We start from the raw sequence: 16,601 nt of genomic DNA on the forward strand, positions 1-16,601 counted from the left end.
GGATGGCTGGGCATCTCAGTCGAGGACGTAAGCTGGGATCGCGCCAAATCCCTTGGAATGGCTGCGCCTAAAGGCGCGTATGTGGCGGAAGTAATGAAAGGAAGCCCTGCTCAGGCCGGTGGACTGGCCAAGGGGGACGTCATACTTTCCTACAATGGCATCGAAGTTGCCGACGCATCGAGGCTCAGGAATATGGTAGCCGTCACACCCGTGGGCAAGGAAGCAAAGATCACGGTCCTGCGCGCCCAGAAGAATCAGGACCTAGCGGTGAAAATAGGCAACCAGGCGGACGCGGTGAAAGCCTATGCCTCTTCCACGCAACAACTGCTCGGGGCGGAGTTCAGGTCCGTCACGACGCAAGAGGAAGAAAAATACGGACTCAACCCGAAACAGGGAGTCGCCGTCACACAACTGGACCCGAAGGGGCCTCTCGGCCGGGCGGGCTTCGAAAAGAACGACCTGATCCTCGAGATCAACGGTCAGGCGGTGGACAGCCTCGAATCATTTTTGGAGCTTGCGAGCACGTTACGGCCTCACGCAAAGATTACGCTCCTCGCCCTCGACCACAACAGCGGTCAATCGGGCAGGATAAACGTGACGATCCAATAATAGCACGGGGTTCGGGCCCTGTCGTTTTACGAGCCTGAGTATGTCACTCTTGCCGCCGTCTGAATTGCCTACCAACTCCTGGAGGTATTGGGCGAGGATAAGCGCCTCCTCGTCTCAACCTTCATGTCGTCGAGCCTGTGCGAAATTACTCGTGAAATCCCGCATGTGAGAGGGGACATGTTTTATGCAAAAAAACATGTTCATCCGGGCTCATTGCAGTTTGACCAGATTGTTTCTAAGGATAAAACTATTCTCTGTGCCATCGGGCGCCCCCGATGCCTGCCGGCTTACCGGTTTCCTCCCCCTCTCCTTCTCCTCCCTTACCTAGGTTGGGAAAAAATCTTTCGAGGTATTTCACCGCGTCGACGACGCTCAAGCGATGGACTGTGGATTCATCGAACTCCACCTCCTGCCTGTCCGTGACGAAGCAGTCGCCATGTTTGAATTCCACCCACTGCCATTTCCCTTTGAGTAGAGTGCGGGCCTGCATGTGCCAGATGGTAGAGCCTTTATTCCTTCCCAGAACCACTTCGCTGGGTTGGGTTTCAGCGTATATCCCCGCGCAATAGGGGGCGGTGTCCCGGCATACCCCCGTCTTTACCGTCTGACAACCCCAAGTCCAGAGCAACGCGAAGAGGACAAGTAAGAGCCTTCGAGACATATGCGTATTCCGGTTCTGCATTGTCCCTCCCCGTGCTGCGGATCGTGTGGATGGCCACCACAGAAGAAAAATATTCATGGGACCTTTCCTTGTCAAACAGGAAAACTCACACGTGGCGACGGGCCGGGCAGATCGCGACCTCGGTGGATGTGACAAAAGTCATTTGAAAAGAAACATAATTGTCGTTAAATGGAGACGATAGGTTTTATTCTGGCACAATAGATGCATATTAGGGATAATAGTCATAAAAGCAACTTGCAGGGGTAGGCCCAAACGAAGGCCCCTGCGGTATATTGCGGGTCTACAGATGAGTGCGAGCAGGTTCTCTCATAGCCGATAATGTCAATCATTTGACATTTTGATCATTCACCCGGGATAAAGGAGATGAATATGCACACAGGTTCGATTGACGTAAAGCGCGAAGGGGCACGTATCATCGCTGTCGCATTATGTCTCGCCGGATGGTTTCTCTTTCAGCCAATCCCCGCACATGGAAAAACAGGGGATCTCCTCCAGGTCACCTCGAAAGGCCACATCCTCGGCTTCAGCCCCGGCTCCATGTACCTGGCATCAGGAGACCACCTGCTGAAGGTCGATTTCGCCGGAGGAAAATCCGTCGCACCCATGGCGGAGGGGCCTCAGGCTAATGACGGAAAGGCGCAACCTTTAGGCCGGATCACTTATTCTAACGTCTGGGACGGGGTAAGCGTGGTCTATGAAGGAAGCGGTCGCTCTGTCGTGAAATCGACCTATACTGTCGCCGACGGATTGCGCGTGGACCGCTGCCTCGAATAAGGCATGGATCACCACCTCCTCATCAGGCACCGGGAGCGGGAGCGTGACCTATACGGCAGCTGCGAACGGAACGAGGAGGCCGCAGCAAGGCACCGTCGCGGTGACCCTGGCGAATCAGAAGAAGAAAAATCACCTGGTGACCCAGAGGGCACGATAATAATTTGTACAATTATCTCATTTTAGATTTAAAAGAAAATTATGTATTATAATTCATAAGAATAATCGATAAGTATTTATTCTCACGTGATAAAGAGCGGGGGATTAAAATGGAGGAAGGAACGCGAGCTTTTTCCGAAGATGTCCGGTTTCCACAACTTGATGCTTCCTAATATGATAAGGAGACTGAAATGAGAAAAGGATCAAATGGCCGACGGTCCGGGAACTCGAAGTCTGTCACCGCCGTCTTCTGTCTTTTTATGGGGTTTCTCCTCTTTTCGATGCCCGTTCACGGGACGCCGGGAGATCCCGACCTGATATGGAATACCTTTCTTGGGGGAACGGTATATCGCGATGGCCAGCATGTCGGAGGCAGGGAATTTCTCGGAGGCATCGCACTCGATTCAGACGGCAGTATTTATACTGCCGGGAGGTGCTACTCCGGCATCTTCGTCTCTAAGTTCGACAGCACGGGCGCCCCGGTATGGGATAAAATTTTCCCTAACCTTTATAATTCCGGGGCAGGCATAACCGTGGGTCAGGACGGGTATGTATATGTGACGGGACAAAGCATGGGTACATGGGGTTCGCCCGTGAGGGGGCACAGCGGGGACTCTGACGGCTTTATCGTGAAACTCGATACGTCGGGAAATGTTATATGGAACACCTTTCTCGGGGGAACTCGGACCGATGACGCGTACAGACTGGCGGTCGATGCAGCCGGGTTCGTGTATGTAATAGGATCCAGCCAAGGTACGTGGGGTTCGCCGATAAGACCGATTACAGGGGCGATCAACTATATCGCCGACGTTTTCGTTGCAAAGCTCACCAGCAGCGGGAATTTGGTCTGGCACACCTTTCTCGGAGGGGCAGAGGTCGACAAACCTTACGGAATAGCCCTTGACATGGAAGGCAACATCTATGTCACCGGTGAAAGCGACGGTTCATGGGGCACGCCGAGAAGACCGTATACACAATACACGGATGTATTTGCCGCGAAGCTCGATAACAACGGGAACTTGATCTGGAACACCTTTCTCGGGGGGACCGGCGGTGATATGATATCCGCCATAGCGGTCGATAAAAGTGCCAATGTGTATGTGACAGGAAGCAGCTCCGCCACCTGGGGCTCTCCGATCGGTGAATACCTGGGTGACGGGATGAACGGCATGGATGGCTTCATTGCAAGACTCGACGCCGCCGGCGCCCTTCTCTGGAATACTTTTCTGGGCGCGACGACGACCTTTAATGTTCCTTTAGACATAACGACAGGCCCTGACGGAGAGGTTTATGTGACGGGATATTCCGGCGCCACCTGGGGCTCACCTCTCACGCCATACGTTCCGGGCGTTCAAAGTCATTCTGACGGCTGGATCGCGAAAGTCAGCCCCGCAGGGTCGCTCATATGGAATACCTTTCTCGGAGCTTCCGGCCATAACGACGCAACGGCTATCGCGGCAGATCCACACGGAAACGTCTATGTCGGCGGCTACGGTCTTGGCACGTGGGGCTCGCCCATAATGCCGTTTTTTGCGGGTCATGACGGCTATGGTTCCTTCATCGCCGTTTTCGGCACCGCCCTTATCCTCACTACCGAGGGGACCGGTGAAGGGACGGGGACAATCTCCGCCTCAGGACTTACCTGCTCGGGGACGACCTGCACGGGGAAATACCCCTCAAACGCCAGGGTCACCCTTTCCGCCACGCCCGATTCATCCTCTACCTTCGAGGGCTGGTCCGGAGGGGGATGCTCGGGAACGGGAACGTGCACCGTTGCCATGACGGCCGATACCACGGTATCAGCACGGTTCGCGAGACCCGTCTACACGGTCAATGCCTCCGTTGCGGGAGGCCATGGCCAGGTAAGCCCGGCAACCCAAGGCGTCACCCGGGGGTCATCCGCCTCCATTACTTTTACTCCTGATGCGGGCTATCATGTCGCGACCCTTTCGGACAACGGCACATCAACGGCGGCCACCGCGAAGCAGGTCAGCAGGAAGAAGCAGTCGGCGGGGCCGGTCGCCGGCAGCGTTAAGAGGGCAATAGCCAATCCCTATGTCATCAGCAACGTCACCACCAACCACACTCTCGTGGCGACCTTCGCGGTCGATACCTTCACCCTCACCGCCACGAGGACGGGAACCGGTTCGGGCACCATCACCGCGTCAGGCCTCACCTGCTCGGGAGCGACATGCACGGGCTCCTATCCCGCCAATACCCAGGTAACCCTGACCGCCATACCCGATTCGGCCTCGACTTTTGTGGGATGGTCCGGAGGGGGCTGCTCGGGAACGGGCACCACGTGCACGGTCAACGTGACTGCCCACACGTCGATGAGCGCGAGCTTCGCGAAGATCACCCATACGGTCAATGCCACCGTGTCGGGAGGCCAGGGCCAGGTAAGTCCGGCAACCCAAAGCGTCCCCCACGGGTCTTCGGCCTCCATCACGTTTACCCCTGACGCAGGCTACCGCGTGAGCCAGGTGAGCGATGATCTAGCGGGGCGCCCCGGACAAAAGAGCGCTCCCTTGCGACGCATCATAAAAGGCAGCGGCGCGAGCTACATCATCCAGGATGTGACGGCAAATCATGATGTGGCGGTCACCTTCTCGCCCATTACCTTCACCCTTACCGTCAATAAGACGGGGGATGGAACGGGCGCCATCTCCGCAACGGATCTCGCCTGCACGGGAAACACGTGCACAGGCACCTATCCCGCCAACGCCCGGGTCACCCTTACCGCCACCCCCGATTCAGCCTCCACTTTCGCAGGATGGTCCGGCGGGGGTTGCTCGGGAACGAACACCTGCACGATTACCGTGACGGCAAATACCGTGCTTGCTGCCCCCTTCGACACATCCTGCGAATATAGGGCTCTTCCGGCGAAAATACAGTTCGCCCCGAGAGGAGGCTCCTATAACGTGACGGTTACGGCAAAAGGGTCCCGGTCATGCCCGAGTCCCGAAATCGCCACGGGCGGCACGGGCGTGTCGGCCGTCCTCTCTTCGTGGAAAAATAGCAGAGGCATCGTGCGGGTGACCATGAAACAGGCGGAAATCTCCACGGACCGCTCCGCCGGAACATTACAGGTAAAGGATCAATCGATCGATATCATGCAGAAAGGCATGCCGTGCGCAATCGAGGCCTTCCGCCCCGCCGGCCACACGGCATCTCCCTCAGGAGAGAATCACACCTTCGACATTGTCGTCTCGGCCCGGGATTGTGGCTGGACCGCCGCCGCAAACAAGGAATGGATCGCCGTCGGCTCCACCTCGGGCATCGGCAATGGGAATGTCACCTATACCGTGCCTGCCAACGGGACAAAAAGAAGCCGCACCGGCAAGGTGACGGTCTCCCTGTCGAACGACAAGCAGAGAGTCCACACGGTGACGCAGAGGGGGAGATAGGACGAAGGCCGGATTAGTATGATCGAAGCCCCTGCCCGAACATCGTTCGGCAGGGGCTTTTTTACCCGTTGCTATATGAACTGAAATATAGCTTATGAGGCCGAATCGACCCGTACCACGTAGGTGCCTTCAAATGTAGCGCAAAGGGAGTGGTCGTCCCCGTCCCAGACCTCTACCTGGACCATCATCTTGAAGTTCCCCCGGTGGGTCGATGTGTAGTCTTCGGTGATGACGCTCTTGGCGAAGAGGTCGCAGAGCCCGGGCTCGTGATAGATGATCCGGGAGGAGAGGAGAAAGAGATCTCCCTCGATACCGCTGACCGCCTTCCGTTCATAGGCGGTGTCATACCCTGAAAGGGCTGCAAGGGAGAAGATGGAGCCTGCGAAGACGGTATTCTTGTCGTTCGTGTTTCCCGCAAGCGGCAGGCCCAGATGGCCCGCCTCCTCGGAGAGACGGAATATGCCGAGGCTTTCGGCAGGGAGAATCAGGTGAATATCGACCATTGCACCACCTCCTGGATCTGCTTCTCCATAAAGGTATCCGACCTTCGCCCTTTAATCAAGCCTTTCGACAGAAAATCGATATGGGAGACCGGCCCGAAAGGTCCGCAGGCTCGGGAAAGAGTTGCCGCCGTAGCCCGGGCCGCTTGGACTCCTGAAGCGGTTGCACCTTCCGAGAATTGACCTTAATCATCTGCCGGTGGAATAAATGCAGTCACAACGTAGTCAGCTTGAGGTGCAAGAGATGTAACAGAAAAAGATTTAATATCAAGCGCGCCCGGCGCGATTTGAACGCGCGACCTTTGGCTTCGGAGGCCAACACTCTATCCAGCTGAGCTACGGGCGCATCTTAAGTGGTGATTATACCACAGGCAGGGTTAAAAATAATCCGAAAAATAGAATCCTCCGGCAAGAAGCCTAGTTTTTCAGTCCCGGGCTGACTATATTAATGGAGGTATCGGAATCAGCGGAGGGCCTCCGGAGGAGAGCCGGGATGCTTCGAAGCTCCACTCTTTCCTTCCGCAGAACTAAAATAATTTCCCACGAGGGGTAGGCTATGGGGTCAAAGGAAAGGCTGGTCGTAATCGGCGGGGTCGCCGCGGGGATGAGCGCCGCGTCGAGTGCCAAGCGGCTGAAGCCCGATATGGAGGCCGTGGTCTACGAGAAGGATTTCTACATATCCTACGGCCTTTGCAGCGTGCCCTATTACATTTCAGGGGTCGTGAAGCAGTTCGAGGACCTCATCTCCCTTCCCCCTGATGCGGCGCTTGCACGGGGCATCGAGGTCAAGACGTGTACCGAGGTGCTCGCCATCGACACCGCGGCTAAGACCCTGCGGGTGAAGGGCCCGGGAACGGATGGGGAATCGATTACCCCTTACGACAAGCTCATCATCGCCACGGGAGGCCTTCCTATCAAGCCCCCTTTGGCCGATATCGATCTCGCCCATATCTTTACCATCAGGACCCTTGACGACGGTCTCGCCATCAGAAAATACATAGATCACGGAAATGCGCGGAAAGCGATCATCGTGGGCGGCGGCTATATCGGCATGGAGATGTGCGAGTCTTTCCGCAAGAGGGGGCTCGAGGTAGCAGTGGTAGAGAAGACCGACCGGGTCCTCGGCACGATGAATGCCGAGATTACCGCCATAGTGGAAGCGAAGATAGAGTTGGAAGGGGTGACCTTCTATCCCAACACGACCGTCCTCGGTTTCACGGGAAATAACGATGCGGTCTGCGGGGTCGTGACCGACCGGGGAGAGCTCGAGGCGGACCTCGTCCTCCTCGCCGTGGGATCAAAACCTAATTCGAACCTCGCCAGGGATGCCGGCATCGAGCTGGCCCCGAACGGCGCAATCAGGGTAGATGAGTACCTGAGGACCAGCGCGCCCGATGTATTCGCCGCAGGGGATTGCGCCGAAGCCATTCACCTGGTGACGGGCAAGAAGACTTACATACCGTTGGGCACCACGGCCAACAAGCAGGGTCGGATCGCGGGCGAAAACGCCGCGGGGTTGAATAAAGCCTTCGAAGGCATTGTGGGCACGGCGGTTACAAAGGTCTTTGACCTCGAAGTGGCACGGACGGGTCTCTCCGCGATCGAAGCGGAGATGGAGGGTCTCTGCTTCATCACCTCAACCATCAAGGGGCGGTCGCGAAGCAGCGCCTATCCGGCAGGAAAGATCATTACCGTCTCCTATATCGTCGAGCAGGACACCGGGCGGTTGCTCGGAGCCCAGATGGTGGGGGAGGAGGGAGTGGCCCACAGGATCGACACCCTCGCCGCCTGCCTCCATGCAAAGATGACGGTGGCCGATGTGGCGAGGCTCGATCTGGCGTATGCACCGCCTTTCGCATCCGTATGGGACCCCATTCTCATTGCGGCAAACGTCGCGGCAAAAGAAGTGCTCAAAGTCAAATAAGGAGGAACACCTATGGCATCAAGGGAAGAGGCATTGGATCAGGCTATCCGGATGGAAGAGGAGGGGAAGAAATTCTACCTCGAATCAGCGGCCCACGTGAAGAGTGACCTTGCAAAAAAAATATTCGAGGAGCTGGCCGTCCAGGAAGATTATCACATCGTAATGATCAGGAAGATATATGACGGGATGAGCCGTGATGAATTGCTCACCCAGTGGATTACCTCGTCCCACGATACTTTGAAGCTCGAAAAAATCTTTAAAGATTCTCTTCTTCAAAAAGCCGAGGTATCGGAGGATGATCTCGCAGCACTCAGATTCGGACTCGAACGGGAGGAGAAGAGCATTACCTATTATGAAACCCTCGCGGGCTCGGCGGAAACCTATTTCGAGAAGCGCTTCTTTTTATCCCTCTCCTACGAGGAAAGGGGTCACTACCTCAGGATCATGGATGCCATCCAATATCTGACCGACCCTGCCGGCTGGTTTTATGTAACCGAGCGGGACATGGTAGATGGGGGCTAACTCCTCTGCGGGCGGCTGGAATATTCCGGGGCCGATAAAGGCGGAAGTCGGGACATCTCTGTCCAAAGAATAGGACCATGAGAGGTCTCGACCGTTTGTTTGCCAATAAAGAAATAAAATCCTTTGCCTCCGAGAGCTGGGCCCAGTGCTGGCCTATGACGCTGATCATGTTTTTCGATTTCCTCATAGGCATCACCGATATCTATGTGGCGGGGACCATAGGCAAAGAGATACAGGCCACATACGGCCTCGTGATCCAGCTTTATTTTGTTTTCATTATTATCGGCAACGCCCTTACGGTGGGCACCGTGGCGGTGACATCGCAACTCTTCAGCTCGGGCAGAAGAGAAGAGCTCGCCCAGGCAGTCCATTCCACGGTCGTGAGCGCAGTGTTTGCCGGACTCATCTTCGGCCTCGCGGGCGTTTTTCTTACCCCGGCCCTGATTGGGATCCTCAACATACCGGAAGAACTCAAGCCCACGGCCATCCGGCTCGCGAGGCTTTACGCGGCCGGCCTCCCCTTTACCTACATCCTTATCAACAGCAACGGGATCCTCCGTGCCTGCAAACAGGTGAAAACCTCCCTCGGGACCATGGCCCTCGTCTGCCTTCTCAATCTGGGACTCATCTTTTTCTTTGTGTTCCATACGTCCCTGGCCTATCGGGGCATTGCACTCGCCACGGTTGCGGCCACGTGCGCGGGCAGCCTCGTCAACCTCTGGCATCTCAAGGCTCTGACCCCCGGCAGGAAACGGTTTTCCCTTTCCGTCGTGGGCAAGCTCATCTCCATAGGGTGGCCATCCGGTCTCCTGCAGATACTGTGGCAGCTCAGCTCCATGGCGATTTACCTTATCCTGAGTGCCTTACCCGAGCACCGGGTCGAGATCCTCGCAGCCCTCGCCTCCGGCCTCAGGGTGGAATCAGCCATTTTCCTTCCTGCCTTCGCCTTTAATATGGCCAATGCGGTGATCGTGGGAAACCTTATCGGAAGCGTAAGAAGGGGCGACGCCTACAAGGGCGGGATGGTAACTGCGGTCATGGGGGTGTGTGCCGTCTCGATCCTCACACTGGCGGTCATTCTGAACGCCCGGTGGATCATGTCTTTCCTTTCCGACAACCCTCTTGTCGTCGCGGAGAGTGTGAAGTATATCTACGTCAGCATGTTGAGCGAGCCCTTTATGGCATGGGGGATCATTTTGGGCGGCGGTTTGAACGGGGCGGGAGACACGCGGGGAGTCATGGTGATCGTGGCCCTCTCCATTTGGCTCGTGCGGATCCCGCTGTGCTACATTTTCGTGGTGGGCCTCGGATTCGGCGCCCTTTCGGTCTGGTGGTCGATGAACATCTCACAACTCGTGATGGCGCTGCTCATGACGAGGAGGTATATGGCGGGAAAATGGCTGGAGCGAGCCCTCACGATGGAGCCCTCGCGCTCCCCCTAGAAATTCTTCTGAAGCCTTATCCTCCAGCCGTCGTCATGGGCGCCCCAGGGGCTGTCCCCCGACCGCTCGAATTTCTGGACCTTGCCTACCGAGAGATCGACTAAAGGAGTTAATTTAAAACCGAGGGCGAGTTCCGCCAGGTATTCCTTCCGGTATGCCTGGGGAAAAGATTTGTTCAACTCGTCGAGCCCGATGCTGTCAAGCCTGTTGAGCATGATGTAGGGCTTATCCGCGGAGTCCTCTTTTTTTGCCTCCGACGGCGCCTCCTTTTCGGCTGCGGGGAGATTTACATCTTTAGAACCATGGGCCGGCAGGAAAGTGGGGTTCGAAACGAGACTTGCTTTCGATTCGGTCCCCTTGCTCCTGTCTGCGGTCCTGGGCTGGCTCTTGCTGAAATAAGGATTGAGATATCTTTGATAATAGAGGTAAAGGGAGGTTTCTTTTTCCTTTTTCCCTTTCTCCGCCACCGCGGGGATCTGTTTCCCTTCTACCGTGTCGGAGGCATTACCCGGTATCGGAAGGAGGAGGCAACATATTACACACCCACAAAGAAGCACTTCCGAAAGCCCTTTCATGGCTCTCCTCCTGATATTATCGAACACGCCACGAGCGTGGGCAGGTTCTTGTTATAATGTAACACAGGGTTTTTTGAAAATCAAAGCGACTGCCGCTTAACTGAAGCAAAGTCCCGGGGCGACCCCTTTGCAACCCGGGGTAGATTTATTTAAACCGCCGGTTCGTTGAAAAGCCCCGGTTTTTATTTTAAAGTGAATCATATGGATCTAAGTAAAAAAATACGGCTCCTTCGGGAGAAACACGGACTCAAGCAGATCAACCTGGCGAATGCCCTGCAGGTGAGCCCCCAGGCGGTCTCCAAATGGGAGCGGGGGGCAAGCTGTCCGGATCTGCAGATGCTGATCAGGATAGCCCGGCTTTTCGACACGAGCACCGATTTTCTCCTCGGTCTGACCGAGCGGGGCAGCGGGGTCTTCGAAGCCACGGTCCTGTGCACGGCCATCATCGATTTCGCCCGGCGCTCCGCTTCGATGGATTCAAGGGAGCTTGCCGATTATGCCAATATGATATTTTATCCCCTTACGGAGTCGGTCCTTGCCCACGACGGGATTCCGGTCAAATACGTGGGCGACGGCTTCCTTTGTTTTTTCTCCGGCGCCTCCCACAGGGACCGTGCCATAGGTGCGGCCCTTCACGCAAAAAAGACCATGAATCAAAAAGACCTGGTGATATCCCTCGATACGGGAGACATTTATCTCGGGCTCATAGGACACCCGGAATATGCAATGCGGGATATTATCGGCGAGGCCGTCAACAGGGCATTTCTCGTGGCAGGGTGGGCCTGTGCGCACTGTCCTTCCGGAATAGGCGCGACAGGGACGGTTATCCACAAAGCGGAAGGGAAGTATCCGCTCCGGGAGCACCGGGGGGTCGGGATCGCCCTCATCGATGAGGCGCTTGATATTTTCGAGATCGGAGGGACTCCATGAAGAGAGAAGGCATGATAAGCCGTGTGAACTGGAGGCGTTACGGTCTCTATCTCCTCCGTTGGCAACTCTCCACACCGATCCTTGCCGCCGTCCTATTTTTCCTCACCCGGACGGACAAAATCACCGCGACCGTCATCGCCAATTTTATAGACGGCCTCATTTTCTTCTGGGTTGATATAGTTATCTTTACCTCCGACCGCCTGGCCGTCCAATGGGAGGTGCGGGACACGGTTCGCTGCGTCGATTGCGGAAGGATAGCACGGGGATATCGGATAATTTTCGCGAAAGAATATGATCGCAGCAAAGACAGGAGCCCCGAGTTCCGTTGCGAACGCTGCTCGAAGGCAAAGACCGAAGAATTGAGGCTCAAGGGCATCGCCGTATAAGCCCGGTCTATTATCCGAAACCCCATGCCTGCCCCTTACCGATCATAATCGGGGAAGACCCGAGCACCATATTTCCGCCGGCGGCCCGAAGCGATCAGGTATAATCCTCGCGTAAAGAACACTCGCTCCCGGCGAAACGGAGGCGGGAGCAGTCCGCAGGGAATGGCCCCGGTCGCTTCTCATGTTGTTATTTCGTCGTCCTTGGGCTATGATATTATGAAGATGCAGTTAAGTATCCCTCCTGATGACGAAGAAGACGGGGCCAACGGGCCTCATCCCTGGGTTGTGCAGGGAGCCCTCTGCGGCTGGTTCTGCTGTCGTCGCGCGGTAGCGGAGGTCTTCCCCCGCGTGCGGGGGCAACGCGGCCCGCGTCAGTCCGTCCCCTACATATGTAATGGAATAGGTAATGATTAGGCTCAACGATATAGTCGAAGAGATTCTGAAGTATAACCCCAACGCGGATATACCGATGGTGGAAAAGGCATATATCTTTTCCGCAAAGGCCCACAAAGGCCAGACCAGGCTTTCGGGCGAGCCCTACCTCATCCATCCCTTGGAAGTCGCCTATACGTTGACGCAGATGAACCTGGATGTGCCGAGCGTGGTCTCGGGGCTCCTCCATGACACCATCGAAGATTCATATGTGGGCAAGAAAGAGATCGAAGAGTACTTCGGCAAAGAGATCGCCGAGCTTGTAGACGGGGTCACGAAGATCAGCAAGATCCAGATGAAGACTTCGGAAGAAACGCGGGTCGAGAGCTATCGCAAGATGATCCTCGCCATGAGTAACGATATAAGGGTTATTCTCGTGAAGCTGGCAGACCGCTATCACAATATGAAGACCCTCAATTTCCTTTCACGGGAGAAACAGGTGGAGATCTCGAGGGAGACCCTCGACATTTACGCGCCCCTTGCGCACAGGCTCGGGATAGAATGGCTTAAAGGGGAGCTTGAAGACGAATCGTTCAAGTACCTCAAACCCACCGAATTCGATCTCATAAAAGAGAAGATCGCAAAGAAGAAGAAGGAAAGGGACGCCTATATCGCCGAGGTCAAAGAGCTGCTCAAGAAGAAGCTCGCCGAGGTGGGGGTACGTGCGGACATTTCGGGCAGGGCGAAGCGCCTTTACAGTATTTACAAGAAAATGGTCCAGGATGGGGTAAATATCGATGATATCTATGATATCACCGCCTTCCGCATCATGGTGGATTCCGTAAAGGAGTGTTATGAGACCCTGGGTTACGTGCACGCCTTTTTCAAGCCCATCCCCGGCAAATTCAACGACTTCATTGCCCTTCCCAAGGCGAATATGTACCAATCCCTCCACACGAAGGTAGTGGGGCCTTACGGCGAAAAGATCGAGATCCAGATACGGACCTACGAGATGCATAAGATCGCCGAGGAAGGCATCGCCGCCCATTGGAAATACAAGGAAGGAAAAGTATTCGATGCGAAGGAGGACAAGATCTTCGCCTGGCTCCGGCGGATCATCGAGTGGCAGCAGGAGCTGAAGGACAGCAAGGAGTTCATGGAGATCTTCAAGATAGATCTCTTCCCGGACGAAGTCTATGTCTTTACTCCGAAGGGGGACGTGCGCGAGCTTCCCCGGGGCGCCACGCCCGTCGATTTCGCCTATGCCATCCACTCCGATCTCGGCCATAAATGCGTGGGGGCAAGGGTGAACGGTAAGATGGTCGCCCTCCGCTATGTGCTGAAAAGCGGAGACATCGTCGATATCCAGACCAGCCCGGCTCACAAGCCGAGTAAAGACTGGCTCGGCTTCGTGGCCACGTCCAAGGCGAAGACGAAGATCAGGCAATGGATCAAGACCCAGCAGAGGGAGAGGAGTATCGAGCTCGGCAGGGAGCTGATCGAGAAGCAGCTCGCCAAACACGACCTCAACTTCAATAAGATGATGAAATCGGGTGACATACTGGGGATCGCGAAGGATTTCAGCTTCGAGACCGAAGACGACCTTTTCGCAGGTGTGGGATACGGTCTCTACACGGCGCTCACGGTCCTGGGCAAAGTGATTCCAGAAACCGAGAAGCCGAGCAAGCTGAAGAGCATTATCAGTACCATCAAGAGACCCCGCGACACGTCGATCAAAATCGAAGGGGTGGACGGCCTCGTGGTAAAGCTGGCCCAATGCTGCAACCCCATCCCGGGCGACAAGATCTTCGGTTTCATCACGAGGGGACGCGGCCTCACCGTCCACGTGGAAGACTGCCCCAACGTCCACACCTTCGATGAGCAGCGACGGGTGGAAGTCTCGTGGGAACTGAACAAGGACCTCACCTATCCGGTAAAACTGAGGATCTCCGGCGATGACCGGAAAGGCTTTCTCAACGACATAAGCAACATCCTCTCTTCCGCCAAAGTAAACATCCGAAGCGCCAAGGCCATGTCCTACCCCGACCGCTCCGCCGCCGCCCTCTACGAAATAGACATAGGCCACATGAACCAGCTCCAGAAACTGATGAAGTCGATTCAGAAAGTTAAAGGGATAAGGAGCGTCGAGAGATTGAGAGGAATTGTGTAGATAGAGACGCTCTCTAGTCTCGAGTCTCGAGTCTCTAGTATATAGTATATAGTAACTGCAGAAGAAGCGGTCGATAGCTGGAGACGCAGTCTCTTATCATTGGTGAACTCCAAGAGACGAATGAAGGACTTAGAGGCTTTTGTCCTTCCGGTTCTGCGTGAGTGGAAATTTATTGACTTTTGGCTTGAATGCGGGTACAATTCATCCTTCAGTCAGTTTGGAAAGGGAGGCTTCAATGTCAAGAGTTTGTGAGAAGTGCGGTAAGGGAAAACAGGTCGGTTGCAACGTCAGCCACGCGCATAATAAGACAAAGAGGGAATGGCTCCCTAACCTTCAGACGGTGCGAATTGTAAAGAACGGCGTTACAAAAAGAGCGAAACTCTGCACCAAATGCATAAAAAGGGGCAACTTCCAAAAAGCAGTATAGTACCGTCAGGATAGCCTCAAAACCGAGGCTATCGCCAGGGACCTATTACTAAACTAAATAACTCATCGCTGCCTTTCCATTTTCTATAATCGGTATCTTAGTTCCATCGGCCGCGTCGAAGCTGTCGACCGCCTCCATTATTGCCCCTCCGCATTTCGCCAAAGCACTAAAGACTGCCTCTAACCATCGACTATCCGCCACCTCTGCCTTCGTCCATTTCACTAACGACTATCGACTGCCTTTAAGCTATCGACAGCCGCCTTTGCAGTTCACTAACGACTATCGACTAGAGACTCTCTTTATTTCGCCGTCGCCGACAAGTGACTCGTATTGGTGGTCCCTGTGGGATCGTCGGCGGAGAGTACCGTGACCCGGGCGTTTTTTATTCCTGCGACCTCCGGTTGGAAGAGTACTCTAAAGGTACAGCTCTTTCCCGGGAGCAGGGTTTTACCCGAGCATTTATCCTTTGAAGGGTCAATTACAAATTCGCCCGCGTCCACCCCTTCCAGGCTGATGGAATCGATGGTGAGGTTTTGTTTGCCCAAGGTGGTACGGTTCACCACCGTGAAGGAGGCTATGGCGGTTCTTCCGGTTTTCGCTACCCCGTAATTCTTGCTTGAGGGGGCTAGCTGGAGCGTGGGGTTACTGGTGAAATTGGCCGTCACGATTATATCGGAGGAGAGGGTGACGGCGCAGTTGCCTTTGCCGGGACAAAGATCCGGCGGATCGGTGCTCCAGCCTGAGAAAATAGAATTTTTATCCGGTTTGGCGGCGAGGGTCACTCTCTTGTTCAGGTTATAGCGACTGGACCCCGTGGGCCAAAGATCGGCAGGGCATGGATCGGTGCAGTAGGTAGTGCAATCGACGCCGGCGGGGCTTTTGACGACAGTACCGGAGCCGGGTCCGCCCCCGTTATTCACTTCCGCGAGGAGGAGCGGGAAATTTTCTCGCACCGGCCACACGTGGAGGGCGCCCGAATTGGGATAGGGTATCTCATCCCCTAAGGTCATTTCCGTGATCCAGGCAGCAGTCCTGGTGCGCAGTGACGTTGTGGAAGTCCAGTGGCCCCCCGATTCAGGGTAGGTGCTCATGACATCGATTACGTTGTTAAAGGGATTGCCGATCGCAAGGGAAGGCATATTCCGGGACCGGTCGACAAGACTTGCCAGCTCATTTTTGTTCGGAAGCCTCCAATCCCTGTAACCGAGATAAGGCGAATCGGCTGAATTGAGGCAGACGCGCACAAAGCGGAGTGCTTCCTCCCATGTCTTCTTCGTTGCGACCGTGCAAAAATCGGGAGAAGGGGTGGTGGCAGGGTCGGGTCCGGCCGTCATGGCGTCCGTCGTCCACATAAGACCTGTCAAAGTATCGGTCACCGTCGAATCGCCGTTATCGATGAACCTCGGTGACAACCAGTAGGCGCCGGCGCGGTATTCGCCGTCCTGTCCCGTGCCCGGGCAGGGACCGGTCGCATAGCTTGAATCATAGCAGGTATTTTGCCCTGTCTGCGCCACCCGTGCCGGAGCGGTTCCCGTGCCGGCGGTAAGCCGCACTATCCAGGGGGAATATGAAGCGGTGGCGAGAAGGGTGCTACTCGATCCGCTGCCGCTCATCAGGCTTCCGTCAAGGGGATAAAAACCCCAGGCCCGTGGGAAATTCGAATCATCGTTCTGGTAAAAAGTGGAGGAAAAATAGTAATTGGGCTGCATCTTGAATCCCTGCCGG

Annotated in this window: 15 protein-coding genes and 1 tRNA gene; 11 read left to right on the forward strand and 5 right to left on the reverse strand. The window is 55.4% G+C overall.

The features are described from left to right. The coding region (locus tag VGJ94_05660; protein HEY3276087.1) for a PDZ domain-containing protein at nucleotides 1–609 on the forward strand (609 nt) is incomplete at its 5' end. Nucleotides 610–856: 247 nt separating this feature from the next. Here VGJ94_05660 and VGJ94_05665 read toward each other — a convergent pair. Next, nucleotides 857–1,270 carry a hypothetical protein gene (locus VGJ94_05665; protein ID HEY3276088.1) on the reverse strand — a complete coding sequence of 138 codons (414 nt, stop codon included), beginning with the start codon at nucleotides 1,268–1,270 and terminating at the stop codon, nucleotides 857–859. Nucleotides 1,271–1,660: 390 nt separating this feature from the next. Here VGJ94_05665 and VGJ94_05670 point away from each other — a divergent pair, with 390 nt between their 5' ends. The 3 genes from VGJ94_05670 to VGJ94_05680 all read left to right on the forward strand — a co-directional run bounded on the left by VGJ94_05670 (nucleotide 1,661) and on the right by VGJ94_05680 (nucleotide 5,628). Further along, a complete protein-coding gene (locus VGJ94_05670) occupies nucleotides 1,661–2,065 on the forward strand; it encodes a hypothetical protein (protein HEY3276089.1) in 405 nt (134 codons plus the stop codon). A gap of 7 nt (nucleotides 2,066–2,072) precedes the next feature. Then, entirely contained in the window at nucleotides 2,073–2,222 is a 150-nt protein-coding gene (locus VGJ94_05675) for a hypothetical protein (protein HEY3276090.1), read from the forward strand. Between the two features lie 190 nt (nucleotides 2,223–2,412). Beyond that, the gene (locus VGJ94_05680) at nucleotides 2,413–5,628 is read left to right on the forward strand and encodes an SBBP repeat-containing protein (protein HEY3276091.1); all 3,216 of its coding nucleotides are present in this window, start codon (nucleotides 2,413–2,415) and stop codon (nucleotides 5,626–5,628) included. A 92-nt stretch (nucleotides 5,629–5,720) separates the two neighbouring features. Here VGJ94_05680 and VGJ94_05685 read toward each other — a convergent pair whose 3' ends face one another. Together VGJ94_05685 and VGJ94_05690 are read right to left on the reverse strand one after the other, a co-directional pair. Beyond that, nucleotides 5,721–6,131, reverse strand: coding sequence for a YiiD C-terminal domain-containing protein (locus VGJ94_05685; protein HEY3276092.1), 411 nt, complete (start codon nucleotides 6,129–6,131; stop codon nucleotides 5,721–5,723). Between the two features lie 269 nt (nucleotides 6,132–6,400). Beyond that, nucleotides 6,401–6,474 (reverse strand) — tRNA-Arg (locus VGJ94_05690). A gap of 210 nt (nucleotides 6,475–6,684) precedes the next feature. On the opposite strand from VGJ94_05690, the gene VGJ94_05695 reads away from it, so the two are divergent. The 3 genes from VGJ94_05695 (at nucleotide 6,685) to VGJ94_05705 (ending at nucleotide 10,016) form a co-directional block, all read left to right on the forward strand. Continuing rightward, nucleotides 6,685–8,052 carry an FAD-dependent oxidoreductase gene (locus tag VGJ94_05695; GenBank protein HEY3276093.1) on the forward strand — a complete coding sequence of 456 codons (1,368 nt, stop codon included), beginning with the start codon at nucleotides 6,685–6,687 and terminating at the stop codon, nucleotides 8,050–8,052. Nucleotides 8,053–8,064: 12 nt separating this feature from the next. After that, nucleotides 8,065–8,574: a ferritin family protein gene (locus tag VGJ94_05700; protein ID HEY3276094.1), complete on the forward strand. Its 510-nt coding sequence runs from the start codon at nucleotides 8,065–8,067 to the stop codon at nucleotides 8,572–8,574. A gap of 77 nt (nucleotides 8,575–8,651) precedes the next feature. Then, nucleotides 8,652–10,016, forward strand: a complete 1,365-nt coding sequence (locus VGJ94_05705) for an MATE family efflux transporter (protein ID HEY3276095.1) — start codon at nucleotides 8,652–8,654, stop codon at nucleotides 10,014–10,016. Here the strand turns inward: VGJ94_05705 and VGJ94_05710 are convergent. Then, nucleotides 10,013–10,591, reverse strand: a complete 579-nt coding sequence (locus tag VGJ94_05710) for a hypothetical protein (protein ID HEY3276096.1) — start codon at nucleotides 10,589–10,591, stop codon at nucleotides 10,013–10,015. The genes VGJ94_05705 and VGJ94_05710 overlap by 4 nt on opposite strands. 201 nt (nucleotides 10,592–10,792) lie before the next feature. On the opposite strand from VGJ94_05710, the gene VGJ94_05715 reads away from it, so the two are divergent. The 4 genes from VGJ94_05715 (at nucleotide 10,793) to rpmB (ending at nucleotide 14,876) form a co-directional block, all read left to right on the forward strand. Then, nucleotides 10,793–11,521 carry a helix-turn-helix domain-containing protein gene (locus VGJ94_05715; protein ID HEY3276097.1) on the forward strand — a complete coding sequence of 243 codons (729 nt, stop codon included), beginning with the start codon at nucleotides 10,793–10,795 and terminating at the stop codon, nucleotides 11,519–11,521. Continuing rightward, nucleotides 11,518–11,907, forward strand: a complete 390-nt coding sequence (locus VGJ94_05720; protein HEY3276098.1) for a hypothetical protein — start codon at nucleotides 11,518–11,520, stop codon at nucleotides 11,905–11,907. Before VGJ94_05715 ends, VGJ94_05720 begins: the two co-directional genes overlap by 4 nt. A 406-nt stretch (nucleotides 11,908–12,313) precedes the next feature. Further along, nucleotides 12,314–14,449: a bifunctional (p)ppGpp synthetase/guanosine-3',5'-bis(diphosphate) 3'-pyrophosphohydrolase gene (locus tag VGJ94_05725; protein ID HEY3276099.1), complete on the forward strand. Its 2,136-nt coding sequence runs from the start codon at nucleotides 12,314–12,316 to the stop codon at nucleotides 14,447–14,449. 235 nt (nucleotides 14,450–14,684) lie between these two features. Further along, a complete protein-coding gene (gene rpmB / locus VGJ94_05730; GenBank protein HEY3276100.1) occupies nucleotides 14,685–14,876 on the forward strand; it encodes a 50S ribosomal protein L28 in 192 nt (63 codons plus the stop codon). A gap of 299 nt (nucleotides 14,877–15,175) precedes the next feature. On the opposite strand, the gene VGJ94_05735 is transcribed toward rpmB, so the two are convergent. Further along, nucleotides 15,176–16,601, reverse strand: a 1,426-nt coding sequence (locus VGJ94_05735; protein HEY3276101.1) for a DUF1566 domain-containing protein, incomplete at its 5' end; no start/stop codon positions are given.

The organism is Syntrophorhabdaceae bacterium, assembly GCA_036504895.1.
Lineage (GTDB): Bacteria > Desulfobacterota > Syntrophorhabdia > Syntrophorhabdales > Syntrophorhabdaceae > PNOM01.

Coding starts and splice junctions, on each gene's coding strand:
- VGJ94_05665 (HEY3276088.1), bottom strand. CDS start 1,270: ATGTCTCGAAGGCTCTTACTTGTCCTCTTCGCGTTGCTCTGGACTTGG.
- VGJ94_05670 (HEY3276089.1), top strand. CDS start 1,661: ATGCACACAGGTTCGATTGACGTAAAGCGCGAAGGGGCACGTATCATC.
- VGJ94_05680 (HEY3276091.1), top strand. CDS start 2,413: ATGAGAAAAGGATCAAATGGCCGACGGTCCGGGAACTCGAAGTCTGTC.
- VGJ94_05685 (HEY3276092.1), bottom strand. CDS start 6,131: ATGGTCGATATTCACCTGATTCTCCCTGCCGAAAGCCTCGGCATATTC.
- VGJ94_05695 (HEY3276093.1), top strand. CDS start 6,685: ATGGGGTCAAAGGAAAGGCTGGTCGTAATCGGCGGGGTCGCCGCGGGG.
- VGJ94_05700 (HEY3276094.1), top strand. CDS start 8,065: ATGGCATCAAGGGAAGAGGCATTGGATCAGGCTATCCGGATGGAAGAG.
- VGJ94_05705 (HEY3276095.1), top strand. CDS start 8,652: ATGAGAGGTCTCGACCGTTTGTTTGCCAATAAAGAAATAAAATCCTTT.
- VGJ94_05710 (HEY3276096.1), bottom strand. CDS start 10,591: ATGAAAGGGCTTTCGGAAGTGCTTCTTTGTGGGTGTGTAATATGTTGC.
- VGJ94_05715 (HEY3276097.1), top strand. CDS start 10,793: ATGGATCTAAGTAAAAAAATACGGCTCCTTCGGGAGAAACACGGACTC.
- VGJ94_05720 (HEY3276098.1), top strand. CDS start 11,518: ATGAAGAGAGAAGGCATGATAAGCCGTGTGAACTGGAGGCGTTACGGT.
- VGJ94_05725 (HEY3276099.1), top strand. CDS start 12,314: ATGATTAGGCTCAACGATATAGTCGAAGAGATTCTGAAGTATAACCCC.
- rpmB (HEY3276100.1), top strand. CDS start 14,685: ATGTCAAGAGTTTGTGAGAAGTGCGGTAAGGGAAAACAGGTCGGTTGC.